Genomic DNA, 23,104 nt, shown 5'->3' with positions numbered 1-23,104 from the left:
GGCAGATGCAGGCTGCGTCAGGCGCGTCGTGTCGCCGACACCACATAAGCGGCCATCGGCAGGCCGAAGCCGTCACCGTGGCGATAATCGAGACGGATCGACTCGGCCATGGCCTGGCCGATGCGTGCCTGGACCGCCGCTGGCTGCTCGCGCAGGCGCGCTCCGGAGCGTACCGAGCCGACCCGCTCGGAATTGAACAGCTCGGCCGGGTCGCGCATCAGCCAGGTGTGCTGGACCAGTTTGCGGGTCACCGAGCCCTTGTCGAAACCGGCCTGCTCCAGCAGCCGCACCAGCGAGGAAAAGTTGTCCAGTTCGTGATAGGCCGGCCCTGGAGGAACCGGCGAGGCCACCTGGGCATGCTCGTCCAGCGCCTTGTTCAGCACGTCACCGGCCTTGTTGAGCGAGTCGGGCGCCCACAAGGTGAAGGCCCAGGTGCCGTTGGCCCGCAACACCCGCGCCACCTCGGCAAAGGCGCGCTGCGGATCGGAAAAGTGCTGCACGCCGAAGTTCGAGAACACCGCATCGAAGCTCTCGTGCTCGAAGGGCAAGGCGTGCACATCGCCGAACTGAAAATCGATCTGCGGATGCAGCTGACGGGCATGCTCGAGCATGGCTTCACTGAAGTCGACCGCGACCACGCTGGCGCCAGCCGCCGCCGCCAGACCGGCGCCATAGCCTGGCCCGGTGGCGACATCCAGCACCTGGGCGCCGGGGAACAGGCCAGCCTTTTCCAGCATCGGCTCGATGAACGGGCTGGTGGTATGCCCCCAGGCGGCATGGTAGGCGCTGGCGACCTTCTCCCAACCGTCGTATTCGAACTGCTCGAACGCAGTGCGGGCTTTGACAGAACTAGCTTGCATGGCGAATCTCCTGCTCGGGCAAGGCTTCCAGATAGCCTTCGCCGGCGTCGTAGATGAGGGTCACAACCAGATAATCGGGATAGGCGTCAGCCCAGCGCTGCGCCAGGAAATAGTTGGCGCCCGACGAGGGGCCCGGATACAGGCCGGTGGCCGCCGCGAACAGGCGCTGGCCTTCGCGTGCCTCGGCATCACTGACTTTTTCGATATGGTCGACCATGGCCAGATCGAGAAATGGCGGACGCACGCCGACCGCCGTGCCCTTCTGCGCATGGTCACCGAACACCCCTTCGACATAGCAGCACTGCTGCGGCTCGTTGAGCACCACCGTCACGTCCGGCAAGGCGGCCTTGAGGCGCCGCGAAATACCGGCGGCGCTGGCCCCGGTTCCGGCGGCCACGATGAGCATCACCGGGCGGTCCAGGGCTCCCAGCGGCAGCAGCTGGGCCAGCAGTTCCGGGCCGGTACCGTCGAAGTGCGCGGCCAGATTGGCCGGGTTGGAAAACTGGTCGGTATAGAAGTAGTCATCCGGCTGCTCGCGCAGCAAGGTCTCGATCACTTCGCGCGGCTGTGCGCCGGCCAGCAGCATGTCCCGCCCGACCAGACGCGCACCGTATTCCTCGCACAGGGCCATCTTGACCCGCGAGAACGACAGGCCCACGACCAGGTCGACACCGATATCGAACTTTCGCGCTTCGAAAGCCAGGCCGATGCCAAAGTTGCCGCCGCTCTTTTCCAGGATGCGGCGCCGCCCGCCGGGCTGCAGGTGCCCCGCCGCAATGGCCTGGCGCACCACCGCCTCGGCAGCGCGGGCCTTGTGGCTACCGGCACGGTTGAACATTTCCAGCTTGGCATAGACGTTCCCCGCTCGAATGAGCGGCGTCCTGCGGTTCTGCAAGTCCGTCAGCATTGCTCACACTTCCCTCGTGCAGCGAGCGCCAGCGACCGACGCTGAATCGCCGGCCGCTCACGCTTGATGAATACATGTTGTTGCGCGTCGATATCTTCGGTGATGGTCACATCGGAACCGATGATCACGTCATCGCCAATGCTCACCGGGCCGAGGATCTTCGAATTGGCCGCGATCTGCACCCGATGGCCCAGGGTTGGATGGCGCTTGCCGTTCGGCGCATCACCGATCCGGCGTCCACCCAGGACGATGCCGTTGAGCAGGTAGGCATCGTCACCGACCTCTACGGTCTGGCCGATCACCGTGCCATAGCCATGGTCGATCACGAAGCGCCGACCCAGCCGCGCCTCGGGATGGATGTCGATGCCGGTCAGGCTGCGGGCCACGAACCCGAGGCGCATGGCGGCAATCACATGCGCCGTGGGCGCGTCGGCAGCGCCGATCAGCACGTGGCCCACCCGATAGCAAAGCACCGCGAAAAACGCCGAATGCACCGACAGGTGGCACTCCAGCGGTTTGAAACGTGAGGCGGGATCGCGCTTGCGGGCGGCCAGCAGATCCTCCTCGGCGCGGTCGATGACAGCTGAATAAATCGCTTGCCGGTCCGTTTCTACCAGCTCGAGTTCGCTCAATTGCAAGGCAATGGCGACCAGTCTGGCGAGTTGCTCCCTGACGGAATTTCCGTTATAGACGAACGCAAGGTGTTTATCTGACTGCATGACGTTCACTCGTCTGCCCCCCGAATACCCAATGAGCTTTCAGACTAACCGGACCAAAAAGACCGGTATTGGAAAATCCTGCGCATGGACACGCGACCGAACTCCGCACCACCCGACCACGGGAACGGATCGATGAACGCCGAACACATCCGGCTATGGCGCGACAGCGATCTGGGCGACGGCATGGAATTGCTGCGTGCGGTGTGCTGCTCACATCGCTACCCGGCCCACTCCCACGACGAATTCGTCATCGCCGCCTTCGAAGGCGGTGCCCAGCGGCATAGCATCGAGAAGCACACCGGCGTCGCGATACCCGGCACGGTCATGATCATTCAGCCCGGCCAGGTGCATACCGGCGAGGCGGCCAAGGACGTCGGGCAATGGGCCTACCGGGCCTTCTACCCGCAGCCGCAGGTCCTCGAAGCGGTCGCGGCGGACGTGTTCGACGCCCCGGCAACCGGGCTGGACCTCGGTCGTGCGGCCCTGCACGACGATCCGCTGCTGGCGCGCCAGCTGACCCTGGCCCACGGCGTCATCGAGACCTCCCCCGACCCGCTGGAACGTCAGAGCGCGATGCTCGAAGCATTCGCGGCGCTGATCCGCCGCTACGGCCAGTGCGCTCGCGGCCGCACGCTGCGCGAAGCCCCGGCGGCGGACGTGCGCCGCGCGCAAGACCTGATCCAGTCCTGTTTCGACGAGCGTTTGTCGATCTCCCAGGTGGCCAGTGCGGTGGGGCTCAGCGAGTATCATTTCATGCGCTCGTTCCGCCGCCAGACCGGCATGACGGTGCACGCCTACATCACCCAGGTACGCCTGCAGGCGGCCAAGGACCGTCTCGCCAAAGGCATGAGCGCCGCACAAACAGCCATCAGCGTGGGCTTTTTCGACCAGAGCCATTTCACCAACCGCTTCCGGGCCAGCTTTGGCGTGACGCCCGGGCGCTTCGCAGAGGCCTGCCGCTAGACAAACGAGTCACCGCTCTGCCCGCTGGCGGGCCATCACGGGTTCAAGCCCCTACCCGGCAGGCTTTTTTCTGCTGGGGCGGCACGGACGCAGCATGGACGGCAACTTTCTGATACCTTCTGTAACTGAATCCTGTGCCAAGACTTCCGGCCTTGATAGAACGGACCCTACAGGAGAATTTGCTCTTGCCGACCGCGAACCCCGCCCTCGACCAAGCCATCGAGCTGTGCAGCCAGGAACCCATCCAGATTCCCGGCAGCATTCAGCCGCATGGCTTCCTGCTAGTGCTGGACGAGTCGAGCCTGACCATCCTGCAAGCCAGTGAGAATGCGCAGAGCTGGCTGGGCGTGCCCGCGCAGGAACTACTGGGCGGCGACTTCAGCCACTGGGTGGACCAGGACTTCGACCTGCGTGATCACCTGGGCTATCTGCCCGACGCCGAGATCTTCCCCTTCCATATCGGTAACGTCCAGTTGCGCCATGGCCCGCAGGCGGGTGAACTGATGACCCTGCTGGTACACCGTCATGACCAGGTATTGATCGCCGAATGCGAACCGGCGCAACGCGAGACAGACAAGGGTCGTAACGACTTCTACCCGCTGGTGCGCGCTTTCGTCAGCGGTATCCAGCAGCTGCACAGTATCGAAGAGCTGCTGCAGCGCTCGGTGCAGCAGCTCAAGCAAGTCACCGGTTTCGGCCGGGTCAAGGCCTACCGTTTCGACAGCGAAGGCAACGGCCTGGTGCTCGCCGAAGAAGCCGACGCCGGTTACCCCAGCTACCTCGGCCTGTGCTTTCCAGCCTCGGACATCCCGCGCCAGGCCCGCGAGCTGTACCGTATCAACCGCATTCGCCTGATCCAGAACGCCAACTACCAGCCTTCGCCGCTGGTGCCGACGCTCAACCCGCTGACCGGCAAGCCGCTGGACATGAGCTTCGCTGCACTGCGCAGCGTATCGCCGGTGCACCTGCAGTACATGCGCAACATGGGCACCCTGGCGTCGATGTCGCTGTCCATCGTGGTCGATGGCCGCTTGTGGGGGCTGATTTCCTGCCACCACGACCAGCCGCGCCCGGTGGATTTCCAGACCCGCACCGCCTGCGAACTGCTCGGCAGCGTGCTGTCGCTGCAGATCGAGTCGCTCGAATCGCACGCCACGACCCGCAAGCTGCTCGACCTGCGCAAGCGCATCGTGCAGATGCTCTCGTCGATGGCCGACCACGACAGCGTCAGCAACGGCCTGCTGGAGCTACCCGAGGTCTTGCTGGAGTTCGCCGATGCCAATGGCGCGGCGATCATTTCCGCCGAACGCTGCGACCTGCTGGGCGCCACCCCTCCGGAATCGATGGTCAATGCCTTGGTGCACTGGTTGAGCCTGCGCGGCGAGGAAACGGTGTTTCACAGTGACAACGTACGCCGCGACATCGAGGACCTGCCCGAGCTGTCGAAACACGTGGCAGGCGTACTGGCCGTGGCGATTTCGCAGATCCACTCGCATTACCTGGTGTGGTTCCGCAGCGAGCAGACCCGTACGGTCAACTGGGCCGGCCGCCCGGAGAAAGACATCGGGCCGCAGGGCAGCCTTAACCCGCGCCACAGTTTCGAGCGCTGGCACGAGGAAGTGCGCGGCTTTTCGGCGCCCTGGAACCCGCTGATCATCGAAGGCGTGGGTGAGCTGCGTACCGCCGTGCTGGGCATCGTGTTGCGCAAGGCCGAGGAAATGGCCCAGCTGACTGGCGAACTGCAACGCTCCAACAAGGAGCTTGAGGCATTTTCCTACAGCGTCTCCCACGACCTGCGCGCGCCATTGCGGCATATCGCCGGCTACACCGAACTGCTCACCGAAATCGAAAGCAGCGCGCTGACCGAACGCGGCCAGCGCTTTCTGCGACATATCGAGGACGCCGCGCGCTTCGCTGGCACCCTGGTGGACAACCTGCTCAACTTCTCGCAGATGGGCCGCTCGGCGCTGCGCCTTTCGGACGTCGACCTGAATGCGCTGGTCGGTACCATCCGCAATGACCTGTGGCCCGACTACAGCGAGCGTGAGGTCGTCTGGGAAGTCGCTACACTGCCCAAAGTGATCGCCGATCCGGCGTTCCTCAACCTGGCCCTCAACAACCTGATCGCCAACGCCCTCAAGTACACCCGCGGTCGCCAGCCGGCGCGCATCGAGATCGGTGCACGCCAGGACGAGAGTGAAACCGTGGTGTGGATCCGCGACAACGGCGTCGGCTTCGACATGGCCTACGCCAGCAAGCTGTTCGGCGTGTTCCAGCGCCTGCATCGCATGGAGGACTTCGAAGGCACCGGCATCGGGCTGGCCAGCGTCAAACGCATCATCGAACGTCATGACGGGCGGGTCTGGGCCGAAGGCCAGATCGATCAGGGCGCGACGTTCTATTTCGCCCTCCCACAACACCCTTTGCACAGCTGAGAAACTGCCAATCATGCTCAAACCCATTCTGTTGGTCGAAGACAACCCCAGGGACCTGGAGTTGACCCTCGTCGCGCTGGAGCGCAGCCAGTTGGCCAACGAAGTCATCGTCCTGCGTGACGGTGCCGACGCCCTGGACTACCTGCTGCGTCGCAATGCTTTCACCGAGCGTGACGACGGCAACCCGGCAGTCCTGCTGCTGGACCTCAAGCTGCCCAAGGTCGACGGCCTGGAAGTGCTCAAGGTGGTCCGCGACACCCCCGAGCTGCGCAGCATCCCGACGGTGATGCTGACCTCCTCGCGCGAAGAGCCCGACCTGCTGCGCGCCTACGAGCTGGGGGTCAATGCCTACGTGGTCAAACCCGTGGAGTTCAAGGAGTTCGTCGCGGCAATTTCCGACCTCGGCGTATTCTGGGCCGTGCTGAATGAACCTCCGCCCGGCTCCCTGCGTCTGAATCGGCGTCGTAATTCCTGACGGAGCCCGGATGTTTTCCAAGCCCATGAAACTGCTGATGGTCGAAGACAGTTCGATGGATGCCGAACTGACTCTTATGCGCCTGGAGCGCAGCGGCCTGCTGATCCAGGCGCATCAGGTGTTCGATCATCTCGGCGTCGAACGTGCGCTGCAGGAGCAGCACTTCGACCTGATCCTGTGCGATTGCGTACTGCCCGGCTCCTCCGGCACCGACGTGTTGCTCACCGCCCAGCGCCTGGCGCCGGACACGCCGTTCATCTTCCTGTCAGGTATCTACGGCGAAGAGCATGCGGTGGAAATGATCCGCCTGGGCGCCACCGACTACGTGCTGAAGAAGAACCTCTCGCTGCTGCCCAAGGCGGTACGCCGGGCCCTGACCGAAGTGCAGGAGCGCCAGCGCCGCCGCCGCGCCGAAGAGGCCTTGGCCGAAGTCGAGGCGCGGGCACGCATCGCCATCGACGCCGCCGGCATGGGCAGCTGGGACTTCCACCCGTTGGACGGCCAACTGCTGTGGGACGACCGCTCCAAGGCGCTGTTCGGCCTGCCGGCGGACGCCGTGCTGACCCTTGAGCGCTTCTACGACGGCATCCACCCTGACGACCTGCCGATGGTCCGTGAAGCCGTGGAGCGCGCCATGTCGCCCGAGGGCAATGGCCACTACCGGATCGAGTTCCGCTGCATCAATGCTGAAGAGCCGCGCTGGCTGCTCAGCAGCGGCCAGGCACGTTTCATCGATGGCCAGTGCGTGCGCTTCTCCGGCGTCCTGCAGGACATCCACCAGCAGCGCCAGGCCACCCTGGCCCTCAAACAGCTGAACGAAATGCTCGGTGAACGCATCGAGCGACGCACCCGGGAGCGCGACCGCGCCTGGGAGCTGTCGCGCGATCTGCTGGGGGTGTTCAACAAGGACCTCACCCCGGTGGCCCTCAACCCGGCCTGGGAACAGGCCCTGGGTTTCAGCCGCCAGGTCATGACGCACATCTCGCTGCTGGAGCTACTGCCGGCGGACGACCGCCTGGCCTTCAATGCCGAGCTGGAAACCCTGGCGCGCAACGGCGGCAGCGTGCGCATCACCGGGCGCATCCGCCACGCCACCGGCCAGCAGCGCTGGTTGTCCTGGGTGGTGGTGCCGGAAGACACCCTGCTCTACGTGGTGGCGCGGGACATCACCAGTGAGCGCGAGGCCACGCAGAACCTCGCCGAAGCCAATACCCGGCTGCTCGACCAGATTGCCGAGCGCGAACGCATCGAGGCCGCGCTGCAACAGATGCAGCGCCTCGAAGCGGTCGGCCAGCTCACCGCGGGCGTGGCCCACGACTTCAACAACTTGTTGACGGTGATTCTCACCGGCGCCAGTTTTCTGGAACGCGAACTGGACCGCCATGACCTGGAAAAGGCCCGCAAGCGCCTCAAGCACATCCGCGAGGCTGGCGAGCGCGGTGCCAAGCTGACCTCGCAGTTGCTGGCCTTCTCGCGACGTCAGCGCCTGGAGCCGGTGCCGCTGAACCTCAACGACACCCTGGGCGGCCTGGAAGAACTGCTGCGCCGCACCCTGGGCGGCAGCATTCTGGTGCGCCTCGACCTGCATCCGCAGCTCTGGCAGGCACTGACCGACCCCACCCAGACCGAGATGATCATTCTCAACCTGGCGATCAACGCCCGGGATGCGATGCCCACCGGCGGTCTGCTGATCCTGCGCACCCACAACACACGCATCCGACACGTTCCGCAGCGCCCGGAAGATCCGGAACCGGGCGACTACGTGATGCTGTCGATCCGCGACACCGGCTGCGGCATGAGCCAGGACGTGCTGGCCAAGGTCTTCGAGCCCTTCTTCACCACCAAGGACATCGGCAAAGGGTCCGGCCTGGGCCTGGCCCAGGTGTTCGGGTTCGCCAAACAGTCCGGCGGCGGAGTGCGCATCGACACCGAGCCGGGACGCGGCACGGAAGTCAGCGTCTACCTGCCGGCGGTGCGCCAGGCCTCGCCGGTCGAAGATCCGCAGCCCCAGGCCCACGCGCAGCCCGACAGCGGGCACGACCGCTGCATCCTGGTGGTCGACGACGAAGACCTGATCCGCGACATGATCGGCGAGATGCTGCAGATGCAGGGCTACCAGGTGCGCAAGGCCAACAGCGGTGAACAGGCCCTGGCCCTGCTCGATGACCAGGTCGACCTGCTGCTCACCGACTTCGCCATGCCGGGCTTCAACGGCGCCCAGCTGGCCCAGGCGGCCCGCGAACGTCAGCCGCATTTGCCGGTGGTGTTCCTTACCGGCTATGCCGAGCTGCAGGGCCTGGAACTGCCGGGCAGTGTGGTGCTGCAGAAGCCGGTCGATCCGGACAGCCTGTTCCAGGCCCTGGGCCAGATGCTTGGCCTGGCGCAGGTGTCCACGGTCTAAGGCCTTGGCTGCGAAAGCCAGCCGTGCCGTCCGGCTCCGATCAGGGGGCCGGTAGGACCGGCGTTAGCCGCAATACTGTTCGATTAAGCGCCTTGCGGCTTTGTGGGAGCTTGCTCGCGAAAAGCGGGCAAAGTCGCTGAATTTGCTGTGAACGTGACGCCGCCTTCGCGAGCAAGCTCGCTCCCACGGTCTAACTGAACTGTATTGGCGTTAGCCGCAATACTGATCAGTTAGGCCGGGTAGGAGCGGCTTCAGCCGCGAAGCGACCGCCAGTTCACAGCAGATGCAGTGATTTTCCTGGCGCTTTCGCGGCTAAAGCCGCTCCCACGGGCCCATAACGACTAACTGAACAGTATTGGCGTTAGCCGGGATGCCTTCGCGGCGTCAGCGTCCTGCCCGTCACCCGCGGCAAGAGCGAATGGCCAGCAAATGCCGTCGAGCAAGGGCGGTCTGCCCGCCGGGCAAACCCGAACCCGGCGCAGTGGGGCAGGCTCAGGCGCGGGCGGCCATTGCCGTCACTTCCACGCGCATGCCCGGCACCGCCAGGGCCGCCACGCCAACGGCGGCGCGGACCGGCCAGGGTTTGCTGAAGAAACGCTGGTAGACCTCGTTGAACGCCGCACGGTCGGCCATGTCGGTGAGGTAGATGGTCAGGTGCAGCACGCGGTCCATGCCGCTGCCGGCCTTTTCCAGGGCCGTTTTCAGCGCCTGCAGGGTGCATTCGCTCTGCTCGACGATACCACCCAGCTCCAGGCTGCCATCGGCACGGGTGGGGATCTGCGTGGACACCAGCAGGCCGCCAAAGCCGGCGACGTCGGAAGAGATGGACTCGGGGTCCGGATCGGGGAGGAAATCGATATCGTGATTGGCCATGCAATCCTCGGGTCTGGTTGAAGGGAGGCCGACTAGTGTAACGTTCATCGCCCGACCACCAAAGCCGTCGGCTTACACCGCTCTTCCACCTGTCCAGCCCTACGGAACACCCATGACCCTGCCAGACTCCCAGCAAGCCCTGCGTGACCGGCTGATCGGCCAGCCACTGCCGAGCACCACCCTGCCCGCCACCGATGGCCAAACGGTGGACCTCAGCCGCGAGCGCGGCCTGTGCGTGGTGTTCATCTACCCGCGCAGCGGCAACCCGCACCTGCCGGCCCCGGCCGAGATGGCCAGCGTACCGGGTGCCAAGGGCTGCACGCCGCAGGCCTGCGGCTTTCGCGACCACTTCCAGGACTTCGCCGCGCTGGGCGCGACACGCCTGTTCGGCCTGTCCTCACAAGACACCGCCTACCAGCAGGAGCTGATCGAGCGCATTCAGCTGCCCTACCCGCTGCTTTCCGACCCGGCCTGCCGACTGGGAGAAGCCCTGGGCCTGCCGCTTTACCAGGCCGGGCCGATACGCGTCTACGGCCGCGCCGCGCTGGTGATTGACAACGGCCGGGTGGCCCAGCTGTTCAGCGACATTCCCGACCCGGCCAACAACGCCGGGCAGGTGCTGGACTGGCTGCGTCAGGCGCGCTGCTGAGGCGATCGGCCTTCATCGGCATGAATCAATGCCGCCTGGCGCTCGCTCAACAGGCGGATACCGGCGTAACACACCAGGCTCGCCACCCCACACCCCCCGATCACCAGACACATCGGGCGCGCTGTGCCGTCACCCAACTGGCTGACCAGAGCACTGAACAGCGCGCCACAGGCGAATTGCAGGGCCACGGCCAGGCCCACGGCGGCTCCGGCATTGTACGGGAACAGCGCCATCAGGCTGGCGATGCAGTTGGAACCGATCAAGCCGCTGATGCCCATGAACGCCACCACGCAGAGGATGATCGACAGCGGCTGCGCCCACCCTGTCAGGCCCACCACCAGCAGCGCCGCACCCGCGGCCCCGGCCACCAGGCTGCCGATCCCCAGCATCGCCCTTGGCCCGCGCCGCCGCACCCAGCGTGCATTGATTACGGTGGCGATGATGATGCCGACGATGTTCAGGGCGAACACCAGGCTGAAGCCGCGCGGCGAAAAGCCGAAGTGCTCGATGAACAGAAAAGACGAAGCGGTGATGAAAGCGAACATGCCACCCACCGACAGGCCCATGGCGAGGATGTACAGCAGCGCCAGCGGGTGGCGCAGGATCGCCGCGTAATGCCGGAACGACGCCCCCAGCGAGGCCGTCCGGGCGTGTGTCGGCAAGCTTTCCGGCAACAGCCGCCAGGCCACCAGCAGGCACGCCGCTGCTGCCAGGAACAAGGCCACGAAGATCGTCCGCCAGCCGTGCAGCAGCACCAGCCAGGTGCCCAACACCGGTGCCACCAGCGTGGCGAGCATGGCGATGACGTGCATCAGCGACAGCAGCCGCGCCGACTCGCTCAACGGGTACAGGTCACGTACCACGGTGCGTGCCAACACCAGGGCCCCCGCGCCGCCCAGCGCCTGGATGAAGCGCAGGCCCTGCAACTGGGTCACGTCGGTAACCTGCGTGCAAGCCAGCGAGGCCAGCAGGTACAAGGCCAGGCTGCCAAGCAGCAGACGTCGACGCCCATGACGGTCCGACAGCGGGCCGCAGATCAGCATGCCGCTGCACAACCCGGCGAGAAACAGGCCGATGGTCGACTGCACCCGCGCCGTTTCCGCGTTCAGGTCGAGGGCGATGTCCGGCAGGCTGGGCAGGTAGGTGTCAATCGACAAAGGCACCAGGGCACACAGCGTAGCCAACAGTGCAATCAGCGGCGCAGAACCTTTCGCAGCGCTCATCAGGCGTTGCCGACCTTGCAAAGCGGGCTGCCAGCCTGGCGCTTGGTCTGCGACGGGTACTCGCCGAACAGCTCGCGGTAATTGAGCGAAAAATGGCTGAGGTGGCTGAAGCCCATCTGCCCGGCGATCTCGCCCACCGTGCCCTGCTCCACCGCCGTGGCCCTGAGTTTGCGGCGCACGGCATTGAGACGCAGGTTGCGCAGGTATTCGATCGGGCGCATGCCGGTCACCGCCTGGAAACTGTTCTGCAGGGTCCGCCGGCTGACGCGCAGCTCGGCGCACAGGTCAAGGATGCTCGGCGGCTGCTCCAGGCGCGCCAGGGCCAGTTCCTGGCTGCGCTTGACCAGCCAGGCACTCACCGCAATGTTGCCCTGGCGTCCACGCGGCACGTCGCAGGCGCCACTGAACAGGTCCAGCAAGGTCTCCAGCAGGGTGTCCTCGATGAACTTCTCGGTGCTGTGATCAGCCGCGCCGTCACGTTCGACCATCAGTTGGAACGCGGCATAGATGCGCTGCAACAGGCGTTCGATGAGTGCCCCGGGCACCTCCAGCTGCGACAGCGTCTTGGCGCGCTGCAACTGCCCGGCCGACAGCTCGAAGGCTGCCAGTTCGGCGAAGCGTACCAGGTCGACGGTAGCACCGAAATAACGCGTGCCGGCCGGCGCCTGGACCACGAAATCCTCATCCGGACGCAGCAGCATGACGCTGTGCGCGCCCACCAGTTGCTTCTGCACGATCGGCGCCTGCCCGGCCGGCAGCACCACCGCGATGCACATGCGCCCCCGCGGGGCCTGGCCGTGTTGCGCGATACGGTTGTCGAAAGACTCCTGAAACAGCTGGAAGCGCTCGCCACACACCTGCGACAAGCCGGTGTTCAGCGGCCCGCGGCCCATCTGGTCATAGGTCTGCCGCCAGCCGGAGATGGCTCCGGCGTGTTCGTGCAGATCGGTGAAACTACGGGTTTGCGCGAACATCAGGCATCCTCCTTGGCGCTGACCTCTCGACTGACGAAATCCAACTCCAGCGCTCGCCCGGCGAGGGTGAAACGGAAATGGCCAGGCTCGATGGCCAACGGCGCCAGCAAGGCACCGGTCAGCACCACCTGCCCGGCGCGCACCGGCTGCTTGTCGGCCAGCAGGCGGCGAACCAGCCAACAGGTGATCGGCAGCGCCGAGTCTGCGGCGTCGCCAGTCTGCCCGCGGCCCAGCGCCACACCGTCGCGGGTCAGGGCGTAGTCCAGCGCTTGATGGCGGCTGGCGCTGAACGGCAGCGCCGCCGACAGGCAATAGCGGCCGGCGGCGGCGTTGTCGGCCAGGAAAGCGCCGGCCTCGAAGCGCCAGCCAGCCCAGCGGCAATCCGCCACTTCGAAGGCCAGGGCCAAGCCACCGATGGCCTGGATGATCTGCTCGTCGCTGTAGTCAGCGGGCGGCAGGTCACGGGCAAAGATGAAGGCGATCTCGATCTCCAGCCGTGGGTCGACCAGGCCCGCGAGATCCAGGGCCGCCCCTGGCAACACCGCCATGGCCTCGGTGAGGCCGCCATAGACCGGCTCGCCGAGGCCGAAGCGCGCCTGCGCCGCAGCGCCGGCAAAGGCCACTTTCCAGCCGCTGAAGCGTTCACCACGCGCCAGGCGCAGCGCCAGGTTGCTGCGCTGTAGCCGGTAGCCCGTCGTCACATCCAGGCCCGCCGGGGCCTGCTCAGCCGGCAGAGCTACGGCCTGGTCGGCGCAGTGCAGCAGGCGGCCAGGTAAATCGTCGAGAGGGTTCATGACAGTTGTTTCTCCAGGCGAGCGAGCACCGATTCCAGGCGTTCCGGCGTGGTGATGGCCGCCACGAAGCGGTCCGGGCGTACCACCACGACGCTGTCGCGCACCTTGGAGAACCAGTTGGCCAGGCGGTTATCGACATCCTCGACGCTGATCGCCCCGTCGGCGCTCAACGGCTGGCCGCGCATGCCACTGCGCGAACGGTTGACCTGAATGAAACGGGTGTCCCAGCGCTGCCAGTAGGCGCGCGTGGCCTCGCTCAGGCCGGCGGCCGGGTTGACCCGGTAGCCGAGTACAGCATAGGAGTCGCCCAGCACTTCATCCAGGCGTCGGCGGCGGCCTTCGGCATCTTCGACCTGCGGTTGCACGAACAGCTGGCCGACCAGGTCGCCTTCGCGCAACTCCTCGCGTTCGTGGTAGACCAGCCCCTTGGTGATGGTCGCCTTGGGCTTGAACTTGAACTCCAGCAGGTGCGAACGCAGGTTGTCGACCGTGTTCACCGCTTGGAACAGCCAGTCGCGCACCCCGGCCATCAGCGGGTTGGTCAGGCCCAGCACCGCGCCCATGTTGTCGGCCAGGCCGATCAGGTCGGTGGCATGACCACGCCGCTCGGTGTCGTAGCTGGCGATGATTCTCGGCGAGGCCCGCCCCTTGAGCACCGCAGCGATCTTCCACACCAGGTTGGCCACGTCGCGCAGCCCGGAGTTGAGACCTTGCCCCGCCCAAGGTGGCGAGATGTGCGCAGCATCGCCGACCAGCGCCACGCGGCCCTCGACGAAGCGCGCCGCCACACGGGAGTTGTGGGTGTAGGCACGGATGCGCACGATCTGCAGCTCATCCACCGCGTCGCCGATGTGCCCGCGGATCAGCCCGCGGATGGTCGACTCCCCGCACATGCGCTGCTCGTCCTCGCCTTCCTTGAGCATGAATTCCCAGCGCCGCTGCCCGTAGGGCAGGTAGATGCATACGAAAGGCCGCTCGGGGTCGGCGTGCAAGGCCGTGTAAGGTGCGTCCAGGGAGTCGTTGCAGACATCCACCACCACCCACTTGCGCGGGTGAGTCATGCCCAGCAATTCGATGCCGAGCTTCTTGCGCACGTTCGAACGTCCGCCGTCGGCGCCGATCAGGTACTGCGTATGCAGCTCGTAGGTCTGGCCGTCGGCACCGCGCACCTGCAGGGTCACGCCCTGCTCGTCCTGGCTGAGGTCGAGCATCTCGTGGCCCAGGCGCAGCTGCACCTGGGGGTGACGCCCGAGTTCGTCACGCAAGGTGCCTTCGAGCAACTGCTGCATGAAGATGTTGCGCATCGGCCAGCCATACTCGGCCACGCTCGGCTTGACCTCGGCAAAGCACACGCCCCGCGCGTTGTAGTAGCGCAGCGGCACGTCGCAGATCATGTCGCGCACGGCGATGTCGGCGATGCCGATGCCCTGCAGCACGCGCAAGGCTTCGTCATCCATGCCCACCGCACGCGGGTACGGCAGGATGCCCTCGGCCAGTTCCAGCACCACGCAGTCGATGCCATGCAGCCCCATGTAGTGGGCGGCGGTGATCCCGTTCGGCCCGGCGCCGACGATTACAACCTGAGTGGTCTCGCGTCTCATGCTCTCTCACCCGTTTCTTGTAGGTTTTGCGGTGATACTCAGCGGTCCTGCGACTCTTGCAGGAACGCGCTGACTACCTGGTTGAAGATGGCGCTCTGATCATCATGAACGTAATGGCTGGCATCGGCGACTTCGACGGCACGAATACGGGCATTGGCCTGTAACATCGCCGCGACGGTGGCCGGCGGCAGGAAATCCGAGCAACCGCCGCGTACGAACAGGGTCGGGCATTGCAGCGCCCGTACCGCCGGCCACAGGTCGGTCGGTTCGATACTCAAGCGGGCCTCGGCGATACCCTGCTGGTCGTGACGCCAGACGATGCCTTCGGGGCTTTCCCGCATCGAATGCGCCAGGCGCGACTCGATACCCTCCTCCGTCAGCCCAGGCCGTGCGCGACGCCAGAACTCACGAGCGGCGTTCCAGTCGGCGAACACCAGCGGGGTCTGCTGCATTTCCCGGCGGATGCGTGCTGCGCCGTCACCGGCGCTGGACGAACCCGGCCCGATGTCTTCGATCACCAGCGCCAGCAGGCGCCGCGGATGACGACGCGCGTACTCCAGCGCGTTGGCGCCGCCCAGCGAGTGACCGACGAGCAAGAAACGCTCCAGGCCCAGATGGGCGACCAGGTCTTCCAGGTCGTCGACATAACAATCGGTGCGGTAGCTGTCACTCGGTGCCCAGTCGCTCAGGCCGCGTCCGCGCTGGTCCAGCGCGTAGCAGCAGTAGCCGTCGCCCAGCGCGGCAGCCAGCGGCGCCCAGGTCTGCGCATAGGCGCGCAGCCCGTGCAGCAGCACCACCGGGGTGGCGCCGGTCGCGCCATACTGCAGGGCATGCAGGCGCACGCCGCTGCGGTTGGTGAAAAACACACTGCGTACTGACATCACGGTTCTCCCCCGGCCGACCTGTCAGGTCAGGCCGTTATCGCCTTTGATCGCCTCGGCGCTGAGGCCGCCCAGACGCGCATGCAGCCGGCCGCGTGTGGCGAAGGCCCAGATGATGATCACCTCGTTGGGCGCCGGGCCATCGCCGAACGACACGGAAATGGTGTCGTAGTGCGAGCGCACGTACAGGGCATCCTTGTGCGCCAGCGGCACGTCGATGGTCACCCCTGGCGCACCGCGCTTGCCGGTCGAAGGCACCCACGACATGCCACCGCCCAGGGCCACCCGCACCGGGTCGGCAGCCGGGTTGGTGAGGAACGCGTTGCCGTGCTCGTACTCGCCCTGGCTGCCGACCACGCAGGCCTTGCCGTAGCTGACGATCGAGCGGCCGGCGGCCAGCTCACGGATGCGTCGGCCGAATTCCTCACCCAGCTTCGGTGAGTCGTCCACCAACTGCGCGAGATCCTGGCTGAACTGACCGGCGTAGGGGTTGTGAATCGCTGCCGCGATGACGTACTTGAACAGCGGCTCGCCATCGGCCAGCTGGCCACTCTCGTTGGCGAGGGTCTCTTCGCTGAAGCTGTACCATTTGCGAATGTGGTAGGTGGCGAAATTGCTCGGTTTCATAGCGGTGTCCTGGATTAAAGAGGATCGAGGTCGAAATGCCGGCTGGGTGCGCCAGCGACGCGAAAGCGCTCCTTGGCCCGCGCGTCGTCGTGCTCGGTTTCGAGGAAGAATTCCATGCGATTGCCATCGGGGTCGTTGAAGTAGAGGCCGTTGCCGATCTCGTGGTCGGTGATCTTGACGATCTCCACGCCCTTGCCCAGCAACATGCCGTACAGCTGGCGCAGGGTGGTCATGTCACCGGCGATTTCCAGGCCGTAGTGCTGCAGGCCGAGGCCGCCCTGGTGGGCGCCCGGCTCGGCCTTGATCAGGGCAATGTCATGGTGCTTGGCGCCGAAGGCCATCATGATCCAGCTCTCGCCCCTGGCGCTTTCGTGCATGCCCAGCACATCGGCATACCAGCGCGCCGAAACCTCCGGGTCGCGGACGAACAACGACAGGTGCGTACGAACGATCTCGACTTTCATCGCCCTCTCCTCACGTGTGCTTGATGACGGACTGGTGTCCAGACTTGATCTGCGCCACCGCCGGTGTCCACAGCACGTCGGCGATCTCGCTGAACTCGCGCCACTGCTTCTGCCAGCCCTGGCCGCCGTTCAGCGAGGTGAACAGATGCCCGTACTTGGTCCCGGCCAGCAGCTGGCGCGGGTCGGCGGGGTTGAAGGCCATGGCCCACACGCAGGAATTGGGCTGTTGCGGCAGCGGCAGCACCTCCCAGCTCTCGGCCGCATCCTGCGAGACCAGCACCTTGCTGGTGGTGCCCGGCGTGCCGTCGGAGATGCTCAGGTACAGCGTGTCCTCGCTGCCTGCCGGGGCATTGAGCACGCGCAGGTAATACAGCCCGAAGGCCTCCTTGCCGATGATGCCGCTCCAGGTACGGCCTTCGTCGAGGCTGCGGTACACGGCGTTGACGCACACCACGACGATCACCTTGCGGCCATGGTTGGGCAGCACCACGATGTTGTGTACGTCGGAGTTGTAGTCCCACAGCAGGCGATCGTCGACACGGGTGAAGCTCTCGCCGCCATCGCGGCTGTGAAACAGGCCGCCCTCTTCAAGGCCGAACCACACCTGGTCACGGTCGGTCGGGTCGTAGGCGAAGGCCAGCAGCCGCGGCTTGCTCACCCCTTCGCAGAACTCCGGAATCTCCACCGGCACCCGGTACCAGCTGGCGCCGCCATCCAGGCTGCGCCACAGCACCGCCCGCGAGGGTGCGCCGGTGCCAACGAAGATGCGCTGCGGGTCCTGGGGGTCGACCGCGACTTTCCACACGGTCTGGCCGTTGAACGGCGACTCGACCCGCGCCCAGTGGCCGCCGACATCGTGGCTGACGCACAGGCCCACGTCGGTGCCGGCATAGATCACTTCGGGGTTGGCCGGGCTCAGGCTCAGCGAACGGGTGATGGCGTCGAACTCGATGGCCTGGCCCAGCCCCAGGCGATGCCAGGTCTGGCCGTCGTCGGCGCTGCGGATCACCGCCTGGCCGACAGTGGCCACCAACAGGGTTCCATTGTTCATGATTGCTTCCTCAGATGAAGATGCCGCGGGTCAGGCCGCCATCGATGCCGATGGACTCACCGGTGATTGCGCCGGCCTTGGGCGAAGCCAGGAAGCCGATCAGCCACCCCATCTCGATGGGCTGCAGGGTCCGGCGGATGGGAGTGGCGTCGATGTAGCCCTGCTCGACCTGCTGCGGGGTCTTGCCCTGCTTCACGCCTTCGCGCTCGTAGAGTTCCTGGATATGCGGGGTGTCTACCACGCCGGGGTGAATCAGGTTGACGGTGATGCCCGAGGGGCCGAGCTGGTCGGACAGCGTCTTGGTCATGTGGGCAATGGCCAGGTTGCGCATGCCCGACAGCACCTTGCTGCCACGGCCGGTCAAGCCGCCGATGTTGATGATGCGCCCGAAGCCGCCCTGCTTCATGTGCGGGGTCACCGCCTTGGCACAGCGGAAATAGCCAATCACCTTGGTGTTCATGTCCGAGAGCAGCTCGTCGTCGCCGGCGTGCTCGATGTCGTTGCGCACCACGCCCGATGGCGCGGCGGCGCCATTGACCAGGATGTCGATACGGCCAAAGCGTTCGACGGCCTGCTGCACCATGTCGGCCACCGCCGCCATGTCGTTGGTGTCGCAGAACAGCGGCAGCACTTCGTTGCCGGTTTCGGCGCTGATCTCTTCGGCGGCCGGGCGCAGGTATTCCATGCGCCGGGCGCAGATCACCACCTTGCAGCCTTCCTGCGACAGGAAGCGCGCGACTTCCTTGCCGATACCCATGCCGCCGCCGGTGACGATGGCCACACGGCCTTGCAGTTGCAGATCCATGATCGTTCCTCTTGTTATTGGTTGGTCAGGCGAGATCGACGAAGACACTCTTGGTCTCGGTGTAGGCGTCGATCACGTGCTTGCTCATTTCCCGGCCCCAGCCGGACTGCTTGTAACCGCCGAAGGGCGAGGCCGGGTCGACCACGTTCCAGCAGTTGATCCAGATCGAACCGGCCTTCAGCTGCGCTGCCAGGCGGTGCGCCGAACGCAGGTCGCGGGTCCACAGCCCGGCCGCCAGACCGTAGGGCGAGTCGTTGGCGCGCTGCACCAGGTCCTCCGGTTCACGCCAGCTCATCACCGTCAGCACCGGGCCGAAGATTTCCTCGCGGGCCACGCAGGCGCGCTCGGCGCGGTCGAGGAACACCGTCGGCTGAATGAAATGGCCTTGCTCCAGGTGCTCCGGTCGCCCGCCACCACAGACCAGCTCGGCGCCCTCCTCGGTGCCACGGCGCAGGTAGCCAGTGACCGTCTCCAGCTGACGCCCGGACACCAGCGGCCCGAGGGTGCTGCGGCTGTCCAGGCCGGGGCCGAGCACATGCGCGCGGGCATGCCGCTGCAGCTCGTCGAGCACCGCATCCAGCACGCTTTCATGCACGTAAAGACGCGACGCAGCGGTGCATACCTGGCCCTGGTTGTAGAAGATGCCGTCGGCCGCGCCCTTGGCGGCGCGGGCGATATCGGCATCGGGAAGGATGATGTTCGGCGACTTGCCGCCCAGCTCCAGCGACACCTTTTTCATGTTGCCGGTGGCCGCCTGGGCGATCAGCCGCCCCACTTGGGTAGAGCCGGTGAAGGCCACCTTGTCGACGCCTGCATGGGCCGCCAGCGGCGCGCCGGTGTGCAGGCCCAGGCCGGTGAGCAGGTTGACCACCCCGGCAGGAAAGCCGGCCTGCTCGATCAGTTGCACCAGGCGCACCGCCACCAAGGGGGTCTGCTCGGCGGGCTTGAGCACTGCCGTACAACCGGTGGCCAGCACCGGACCGAGCTTCCACACGCACATGGTCAGCGGGAAATTCCACGGCACGATCAGCGCGCAGACCCCCACCGGCTCACGCAGGGTGTAATTGAGCATCGGCGCACCGCTGGCCGGCGACACCGGCAGGGTGCTGCCCTCGATCTTGGTCGGCCAGCCGGCGAAGTAGCGCACGATGCTGGCCGCGCTGGCTGCTTCGCCCCGCGCATTGGCGATCGGCTTGCCGTTCTCCAGGGTGATCAGTTGCGCGAGTTCTTCGGCATGGCGGTCGATCAGCTCGGCCAGTTGCCACAACAGCTGGCCACGGCGTGCCGGCGACACTTGGCGCCAGGGGCCTTCGAAAGCGGCGCGGGCAGCTGCCACGGCCGCGTCGGCATCAGCTTCGGCGCCTTCGGCCACTGCGGCGATGACGCTGGCGCTGGCCGGATTTTCCACCTCCAGGCGACGACCGCTGGCCGCCGCCTGCCAGGTACCGTCGATGAACAGGCCGTGGGGCGCGGCCAGGAACGCCCGCACCGCAGGCAGCAAGGCAATTTCACTCATGGCTTACAACTCCATCTCGATCAGGCAAGGGGCTGCCGAAGCCTTGGCGCGCGCCAGGGCCTGGTGCAGCTCGGCGTTGGTGCGCACGGTGCTGGCGGGCACGCCATAGCCACGCGCCAGCGCCGGCCAGTCGATACGTGGCCGGTCCAATTCGGTAAGGGCCAGGGCCTGGGGGCCAAAGTCGCTGACGCCGTAGCGGCGCAGCTCGTTCTGCAGGATCGCGTAGCGATGGTTGGCCGCGATGAGGATGACCACCGGCAACTGCTCGCGGGCGATGCTCCACAGTGTCTGGATGGTGTACTGCGCACTGCCGTCGGACTGCAGGCAGAACACCGGCGTACCCGGCTCGGCCAGCGCGGCGCCGAAGCCGGCGGGTATGCCCTGGCCGATGGCGCCGCCGGTGTTGGTCAGGACCCGATGGCGGGCGGCACGTGCCGAGGCGGTGAAGAACGGGTAGCCACAGGTGCCGCCCTCTACCGAGACGATGGCGTCCTGGGGCAGCGCGGCGGCCAGCACCAGGCCCACCGATTGCGGGCTCAGGGCGGCATCGCCAGCCGGCAGCTCGATGCCCTGCGGGGCTGCTGTCCAGGCCGGCGCCTGCACGGCGTCGGCCAGGGCGGCCAGGGCGCCGCTGACGTCGTCGCCGACTTCGGCCAGATTCAGCAGGCGCTCACGACCGGCCAGACGCGACGCGATGCCTTCGTAACCGAAATAGCTGATCGGTTCGCCAACCCCGGCACACACCACCAGGTCGTACTGGTCAAGGATGCCGATGGCCACTTCCGGGAAGTACGGCAGGCGGTCCAGGTCCGGCAGGCCACCGCCACGCTGGCTGACCCGCGGGAAAGTCTCGGCGAACAGCTTGACCCCTGGCAGGCCGGCCAGGCGTCCGGCAGCTTGCAAGCCAGCGATGCTTAGGCCGTCGTCACCGACGATGAACACCAGGCGCTTGCCGGCGCGCAACTGCGCGGCGACCTGCTCGACGCGGTCGGCGGCAAAGCGACGTACCGGTGCCTGCAGTGGCGCCAATGGGGCAATGGGGGTGTCGAGTTGCTGGGCCTGCAGGTCCATGGGCAGGATCAGGCTGGCAATCTGTCCGCGCGGCTGCCAGGCCGCCTGCACCGCGTCCTGCAGGTCTTCCCCCAAGTGCCGGGTACTGCGCGACAGGCGCACCCAGGCGGACACCGAGCCGGCCAGCGCCTGAATATCGCTGGCCAGTGGCGGGTCGTAGTTGACGTGCCAGGAGGCGTGGTCACCGATCACGTTGACGATTGGCGTATTGGCGCGGCGGGCGTTATGCAGGTTGGCGATGCCATTGGCGAAGCCTGGCCCCAGGTGGGTCAGGGTCATGGCCGGTTTGCCGGCGATACGCCCGTAACCATCGGCGGCACCGGTGCACACCCCTTCGAACAGCGACAGCACGGGCTTGAGCCGAGTGTCTCCGGCCAAGGCGGCGACCAGCGGGATTTCGGTGGTCCCGGGGTTGGCAAAACAGTACTCGACCCCGCTCGCGGCGGCGGCCTGGATGAGCAACTGGGCTCCGTTCATTTGTCTGGCCTCACAGGCTGGCTTTGTTGTGTGAGATTTATTCCATTTTGAAAAACGACAAACAACCTAATTTTGTCGTTTTACTCAAAATACGAGACAAATGAGATTTTTAAGGGTATTTTCCGCCACACCCAAGAGACACTTCGCCATCGAGGCAACGATATGAGCAGCCTGCGCAAGACCCTGGCCGTCCTGGACCTGTTCGGTCCTGACCAGTTGCAGATCGACCCGGAGACCATCGCCGCGCGCATGGGCTTGTCCAGGGCCACGGTGTACCGCTATGTGAAAGACCTGTGCGACGCCGGACTGCTGACCCGCGTCGGTGCCGGCAGCTACGGCCTGGGTCCGCGGATCATCGAACTGGACTGGATGATGCGTCAGTACGACCCGATCCTCAGCGCCGGACGCCAGGAAATCGAGGCACTGTCGGCCGAGACTGGCCTGGCGGTGTTCGTCAGCGTGTTCTACGACGGGCACATCATCAACACGTGGATCACCGACCCGAGCAGCCAGCACCAGTTCACCTTCGGCCGTGGCCAGCCACTGCCGATCTTCCGCGGCGCACAATCGAAGGTGCTGGTCGCCTACCAGAAGGGCCGCCACCTGCTGAAGCTGTTCGAAGACCATATCGCCGGCGACCCGGGCCACCCCTGCAACCACTACGCCTGGTCGGAGTTCGCCCGGGTGGCGAAGAAAATTCGCAAGAACGGCTACTGCATCACCCACGACGAACTGAACAAGGGCCTGACCGGGATCGCCGCACCGATCGTCAGCCTGGAGGGCAAGGAAGTGGTCGGCAGCCTGTCGGCGGTGGGCGACACGGCGAGCTTCAAACTGCTGCGCCAGGAAACGGTCACCGACATGGTGATCGAAACCGCACGGCGCATCGCCGCCAACATGCACGCCCAGCGTGCCGACGGTCCGTGATGGAGCCAGCCGTTTCGAGCAGGCCAGGCATCCATTACGGATAAGTCAGTTGGGCCTGTACTGGGCCTAGAACCAATAATGGTCAGTTAGACCGGGCAGGAGCGGCTTCAGCCGAGAAGCGACCGCCTGTTCACAACAGATGCACTGAATTTCCTGGCGCTTTCGCGGCTATGGCCGCTCCCACCGGGCCATATGCCGCTTAAGCGAACAGTATTGCGGCTAAAGCCAATACTGGTCAGTTAGACCGTTGGAGCTTGCTCGCGAATGGCAGGCTATCTGGACCAGGTACACCCGCCGCAGCATTAGTGCCCTTTAGTCACCTTTCCGCCTTTACGGCGGGTTACTTTTGGTTTCCAGGTGCCCTGCGCGCCAAAAGTAACCAAAAGCCATTGCTCCTGGCTTGGGTCTGCC

21 protein-coding genes are annotated in these 23,104 nt (G+C 65.8%); 6 read left to right on the top strand and 15 right to left on the bottom strand.

Annotated elements, in window-relative coordinates; genetic code table 11:
• Nucleotides 1-17: 17 nt before the first annotated feature.
• Genes QZ497_RS09250 through QZ497_RS09240 form a run of 3 tightly spaced genes read right to left on the bottom strand, consistent with a single transcriptional unit; the run spans nt 18 to nt 2,486 of the window.
• The gene (locus tag QZ497_RS09250) at nt 18-860 is read right to left on the bottom strand and encodes a class I SAM-dependent methyltransferase (protein ID WP_295473378.1); all 843 of its coding nucleotides are present in this window, start codon (nt 858-860) and stop codon (nt 18-20) included.
• Nucleotides 850-1,767, bottom strand: coding sequence for a PLP-dependent cysteine synthase family protein (locus tag QZ497_RS09245; RefSeq protein ID WP_295473377.1), 918 nt, complete (start codon nt 1,765-1,767; stop codon nt 850-852). Before QZ497_RS09245 ends, QZ497_RS09250 begins: the two co-directional genes overlap by 11 nt.
• Nucleotides 1,761-2,486, bottom strand: coding sequence for a serine O-acetyltransferase (locus QZ497_RS09240; RefSeq protein ID WP_295473375.1), 726 nt, complete (start codon nt 2,484-2,486; stop codon nt 1,761-1,763). Before QZ497_RS09240 ends, QZ497_RS09245 begins: the two co-directional genes overlap by 7 nt.
• Nucleotides 2,487-2,618: 132 nt before the next feature.
• On the opposite strand from QZ497_RS09240, the gene QZ497_RS09235 reads away from it, so the two are divergent.
• The 4 genes from QZ497_RS09235 to QZ497_RS09220 all read left to right on the top strand — a co-directional run bounded on the left by QZ497_RS09235 (nt 2,619) and on the right by QZ497_RS09220 (nt 8,760).
• A complete protein-coding gene (locus QZ497_RS09235) occupies nt 2,619-3,449 on the top strand; it encodes an AraC family transcriptional regulator (protein ID WP_295473372.1) in 831 nt (276 codons plus the stop codon).
• A gap of 185 nt (nt 3,450-3,634) precedes the next feature.
• On the top strand, nt 3,635-5,884 hold the full coding sequence (locus QZ497_RS09230) for an ATP-binding protein (protein WP_295473370.1): 2,250 nt from the start codon (nt 3,635-3,637) through the stop codon (nt 5,882-5,884).
• Between the two features lie 13 nt (nt 5,885-5,897).
• Nucleotides 5,898-6,359 (top strand): response regulator, encoded by a 462-nt coding sequence (locus tag QZ497_RS09225; protein ID WP_295473368.1) that lies wholly within the window; start codon nt 5,898-5,900, stop codon nt 6,357-6,359.
• Between the two features lie 10 nt (nt 6,360-6,369).
• The gene (locus QZ497_RS09220) at nt 6,370-8,760 is read left to right on the top strand and encodes a hybrid sensor histidine kinase/response regulator (RefSeq protein WP_295473366.1); all 2,391 of its coding nucleotides are present in this window, start codon (nt 6,370-6,372) and stop codon (nt 8,758-8,760) included.
• Between the two features lie 492 nt (nt 8,761-9,252).
• Here QZ497_RS09220 and QZ497_RS09215 read toward each other — a convergent pair whose 3' ends face one another.
• Nucleotides 9,253-9,633: a RidA family protein gene (locus QZ497_RS09215; protein WP_295473364.1), complete on the bottom strand. Its 381-nt coding sequence runs from the start codon at nt 9,631-9,633 to the stop codon at nt 9,253-9,255.
• A gap of 112 nt (nt 9,634-9,745) precedes the next feature.
• Here QZ497_RS09215 and QZ497_RS09210 point away from each other — a divergent pair, with 112 nt between their 5' ends.
• A complete protein-coding gene (locus QZ497_RS09210; protein WP_295473362.1) occupies nt 9,746-10,282 on the top strand; it encodes a peroxiredoxin in 537 nt (178 codons plus the stop codon).
• Here QZ497_RS09210 and QZ497_RS09205 read toward each other — a convergent pair.
• Genes QZ497_RS09205 through QZ497_RS09155 form a run of 11 tightly spaced genes read right to left on the bottom strand, consistent with a single transcriptional unit; the run spans nt 10,267 to nt 21,766 of the window.
• A complete protein-coding gene (locus QZ497_RS09205) occupies nt 10,267-11,505 on the bottom strand; it encodes a multidrug effflux MFS transporter (protein WP_295473360.1) in 1,239 nt (412 codons plus the stop codon). The genes QZ497_RS09210 and QZ497_RS09205 overlap by 16 nt on opposite strands.
• Nucleotides 11,505-12,479, bottom strand: coding sequence for a helix-turn-helix domain-containing protein (locus tag QZ497_RS09200; RefSeq protein ID WP_295473358.1), 975 nt, complete (start codon nt 12,477-12,479; stop codon nt 11,505-11,507). The genes QZ497_RS09205 and QZ497_RS09200 overlap by 1 nt, the downstream gene beginning before the upstream one ends.
• A complete protein-coding gene (locus QZ497_RS09195; protein ID WP_295473356.1) occupies nt 12,479-13,273 on the bottom strand; it encodes a fumarylacetoacetate hydrolase family protein in 795 nt (264 codons plus the stop codon). Before QZ497_RS09195 ends, QZ497_RS09200 begins: the two co-directional genes overlap by 1 nt.
• Entirely contained in the window at nt 13,270-14,874 is a 1,605-nt protein-coding gene (locus QZ497_RS09190) for a bifunctional 3-(3-hydroxy-phenyl)propionate/3-hydroxycinnamic acid hydroxylase (RefSeq protein ID WP_295473354.1), read from the bottom strand. Before QZ497_RS09190 ends, QZ497_RS09195 begins: the two co-directional genes overlap by 4 nt.
• Before the next feature lie 38 nt (nt 14,875-14,912).
• The gene (locus QZ497_RS09185) at nt 14,913-15,755 is read right to left on the bottom strand and encodes an alpha/beta hydrolase (RefSeq protein WP_295473352.1); all 843 of its coding nucleotides are present in this window, start codon (nt 15,753-15,755) and stop codon (nt 14,913-14,915) included.
• Between the two features lie 24 nt (nt 15,756-15,779).
• Entirely contained in the window at nt 15,780-16,382 is a 603-nt protein-coding gene (locus QZ497_RS09180; protein WP_295473350.1) for an amino acid synthesis family protein, read from the bottom strand.
• A gap of 14 nt (nt 16,383-16,396) precedes the next feature.
• Entirely contained in the window at nt 16,397-16,846 is a 450-nt protein-coding gene (locus QZ497_RS09175; protein ID WP_295473348.1) for a VOC family protein, read from the bottom strand.
• A 10-nt stretch (nt 16,847-16,856) separates the two neighbouring features.
• Nucleotides 16,857-17,897, bottom strand: coding sequence for a glycosyl hydrolase (locus tag QZ497_RS09170; protein WP_295473346.1), 1,041 nt, complete (start codon nt 17,895-17,897; stop codon nt 16,857-16,859).
• A gap of 10 nt (nt 17,898-17,907) precedes the next feature.
• Nucleotides 17,908-18,702: an SDR family oxidoreductase gene (locus tag QZ497_RS09165; protein ID WP_295473344.1), complete on the bottom strand. Its 795-nt coding sequence runs from the start codon at nt 18,700-18,702 to the stop codon at nt 17,908-17,910.
• 25 nt (nt 18,703-18,727) lie between these two features.
• Entirely contained in the window at nt 18,728-20,218 is a 1,491-nt protein-coding gene (locus QZ497_RS09160; RefSeq protein ID WP_295473342.1) for an aldehyde dehydrogenase family protein, read from the bottom strand.
• A 3-nt stretch (nt 20,219-20,221) separates the two neighbouring features.
• Nucleotides 20,222-21,766: an acetolactate synthase large subunit gene (locus tag QZ497_RS09155; protein ID WP_295473340.1), complete on the bottom strand. Its 1,545-nt coding sequence runs from the start codon at nt 21,764-21,766 to the stop codon at nt 20,222-20,224.
• Nucleotides 21,767-21,928: 162 nt separating this feature from the next.
• Here QZ497_RS09155 and QZ497_RS09150 point away from each other — a divergent pair, with 162 nt between their 5' ends.
• The gene (locus QZ497_RS09150) at nt 21,929-22,693 is read left to right on the top strand and encodes an IclR family transcriptional regulator (protein ID WP_295473338.1); all 765 of its coding nucleotides are present in this window, start codon (nt 21,929-21,931) and stop codon (nt 22,691-22,693) included.
• The last annotated feature ends 411 nt before the right edge of the window (nt 22,694-23,104 follow it).

This window comes from uncultured Pseudomonas sp. (genome assembly GCF_913777995.1).
In the GTDB taxonomy this organism is placed as follows: Bacteria; Pseudomonadota; Gammaproteobacteria; order Pseudomonadales; family Pseudomonadaceae; genus Aquipseudomonas.
Note: the sequence above shows the minus strand (reverse complement) of the source record. Positions and strands in the feature narration are given on the sequence as shown.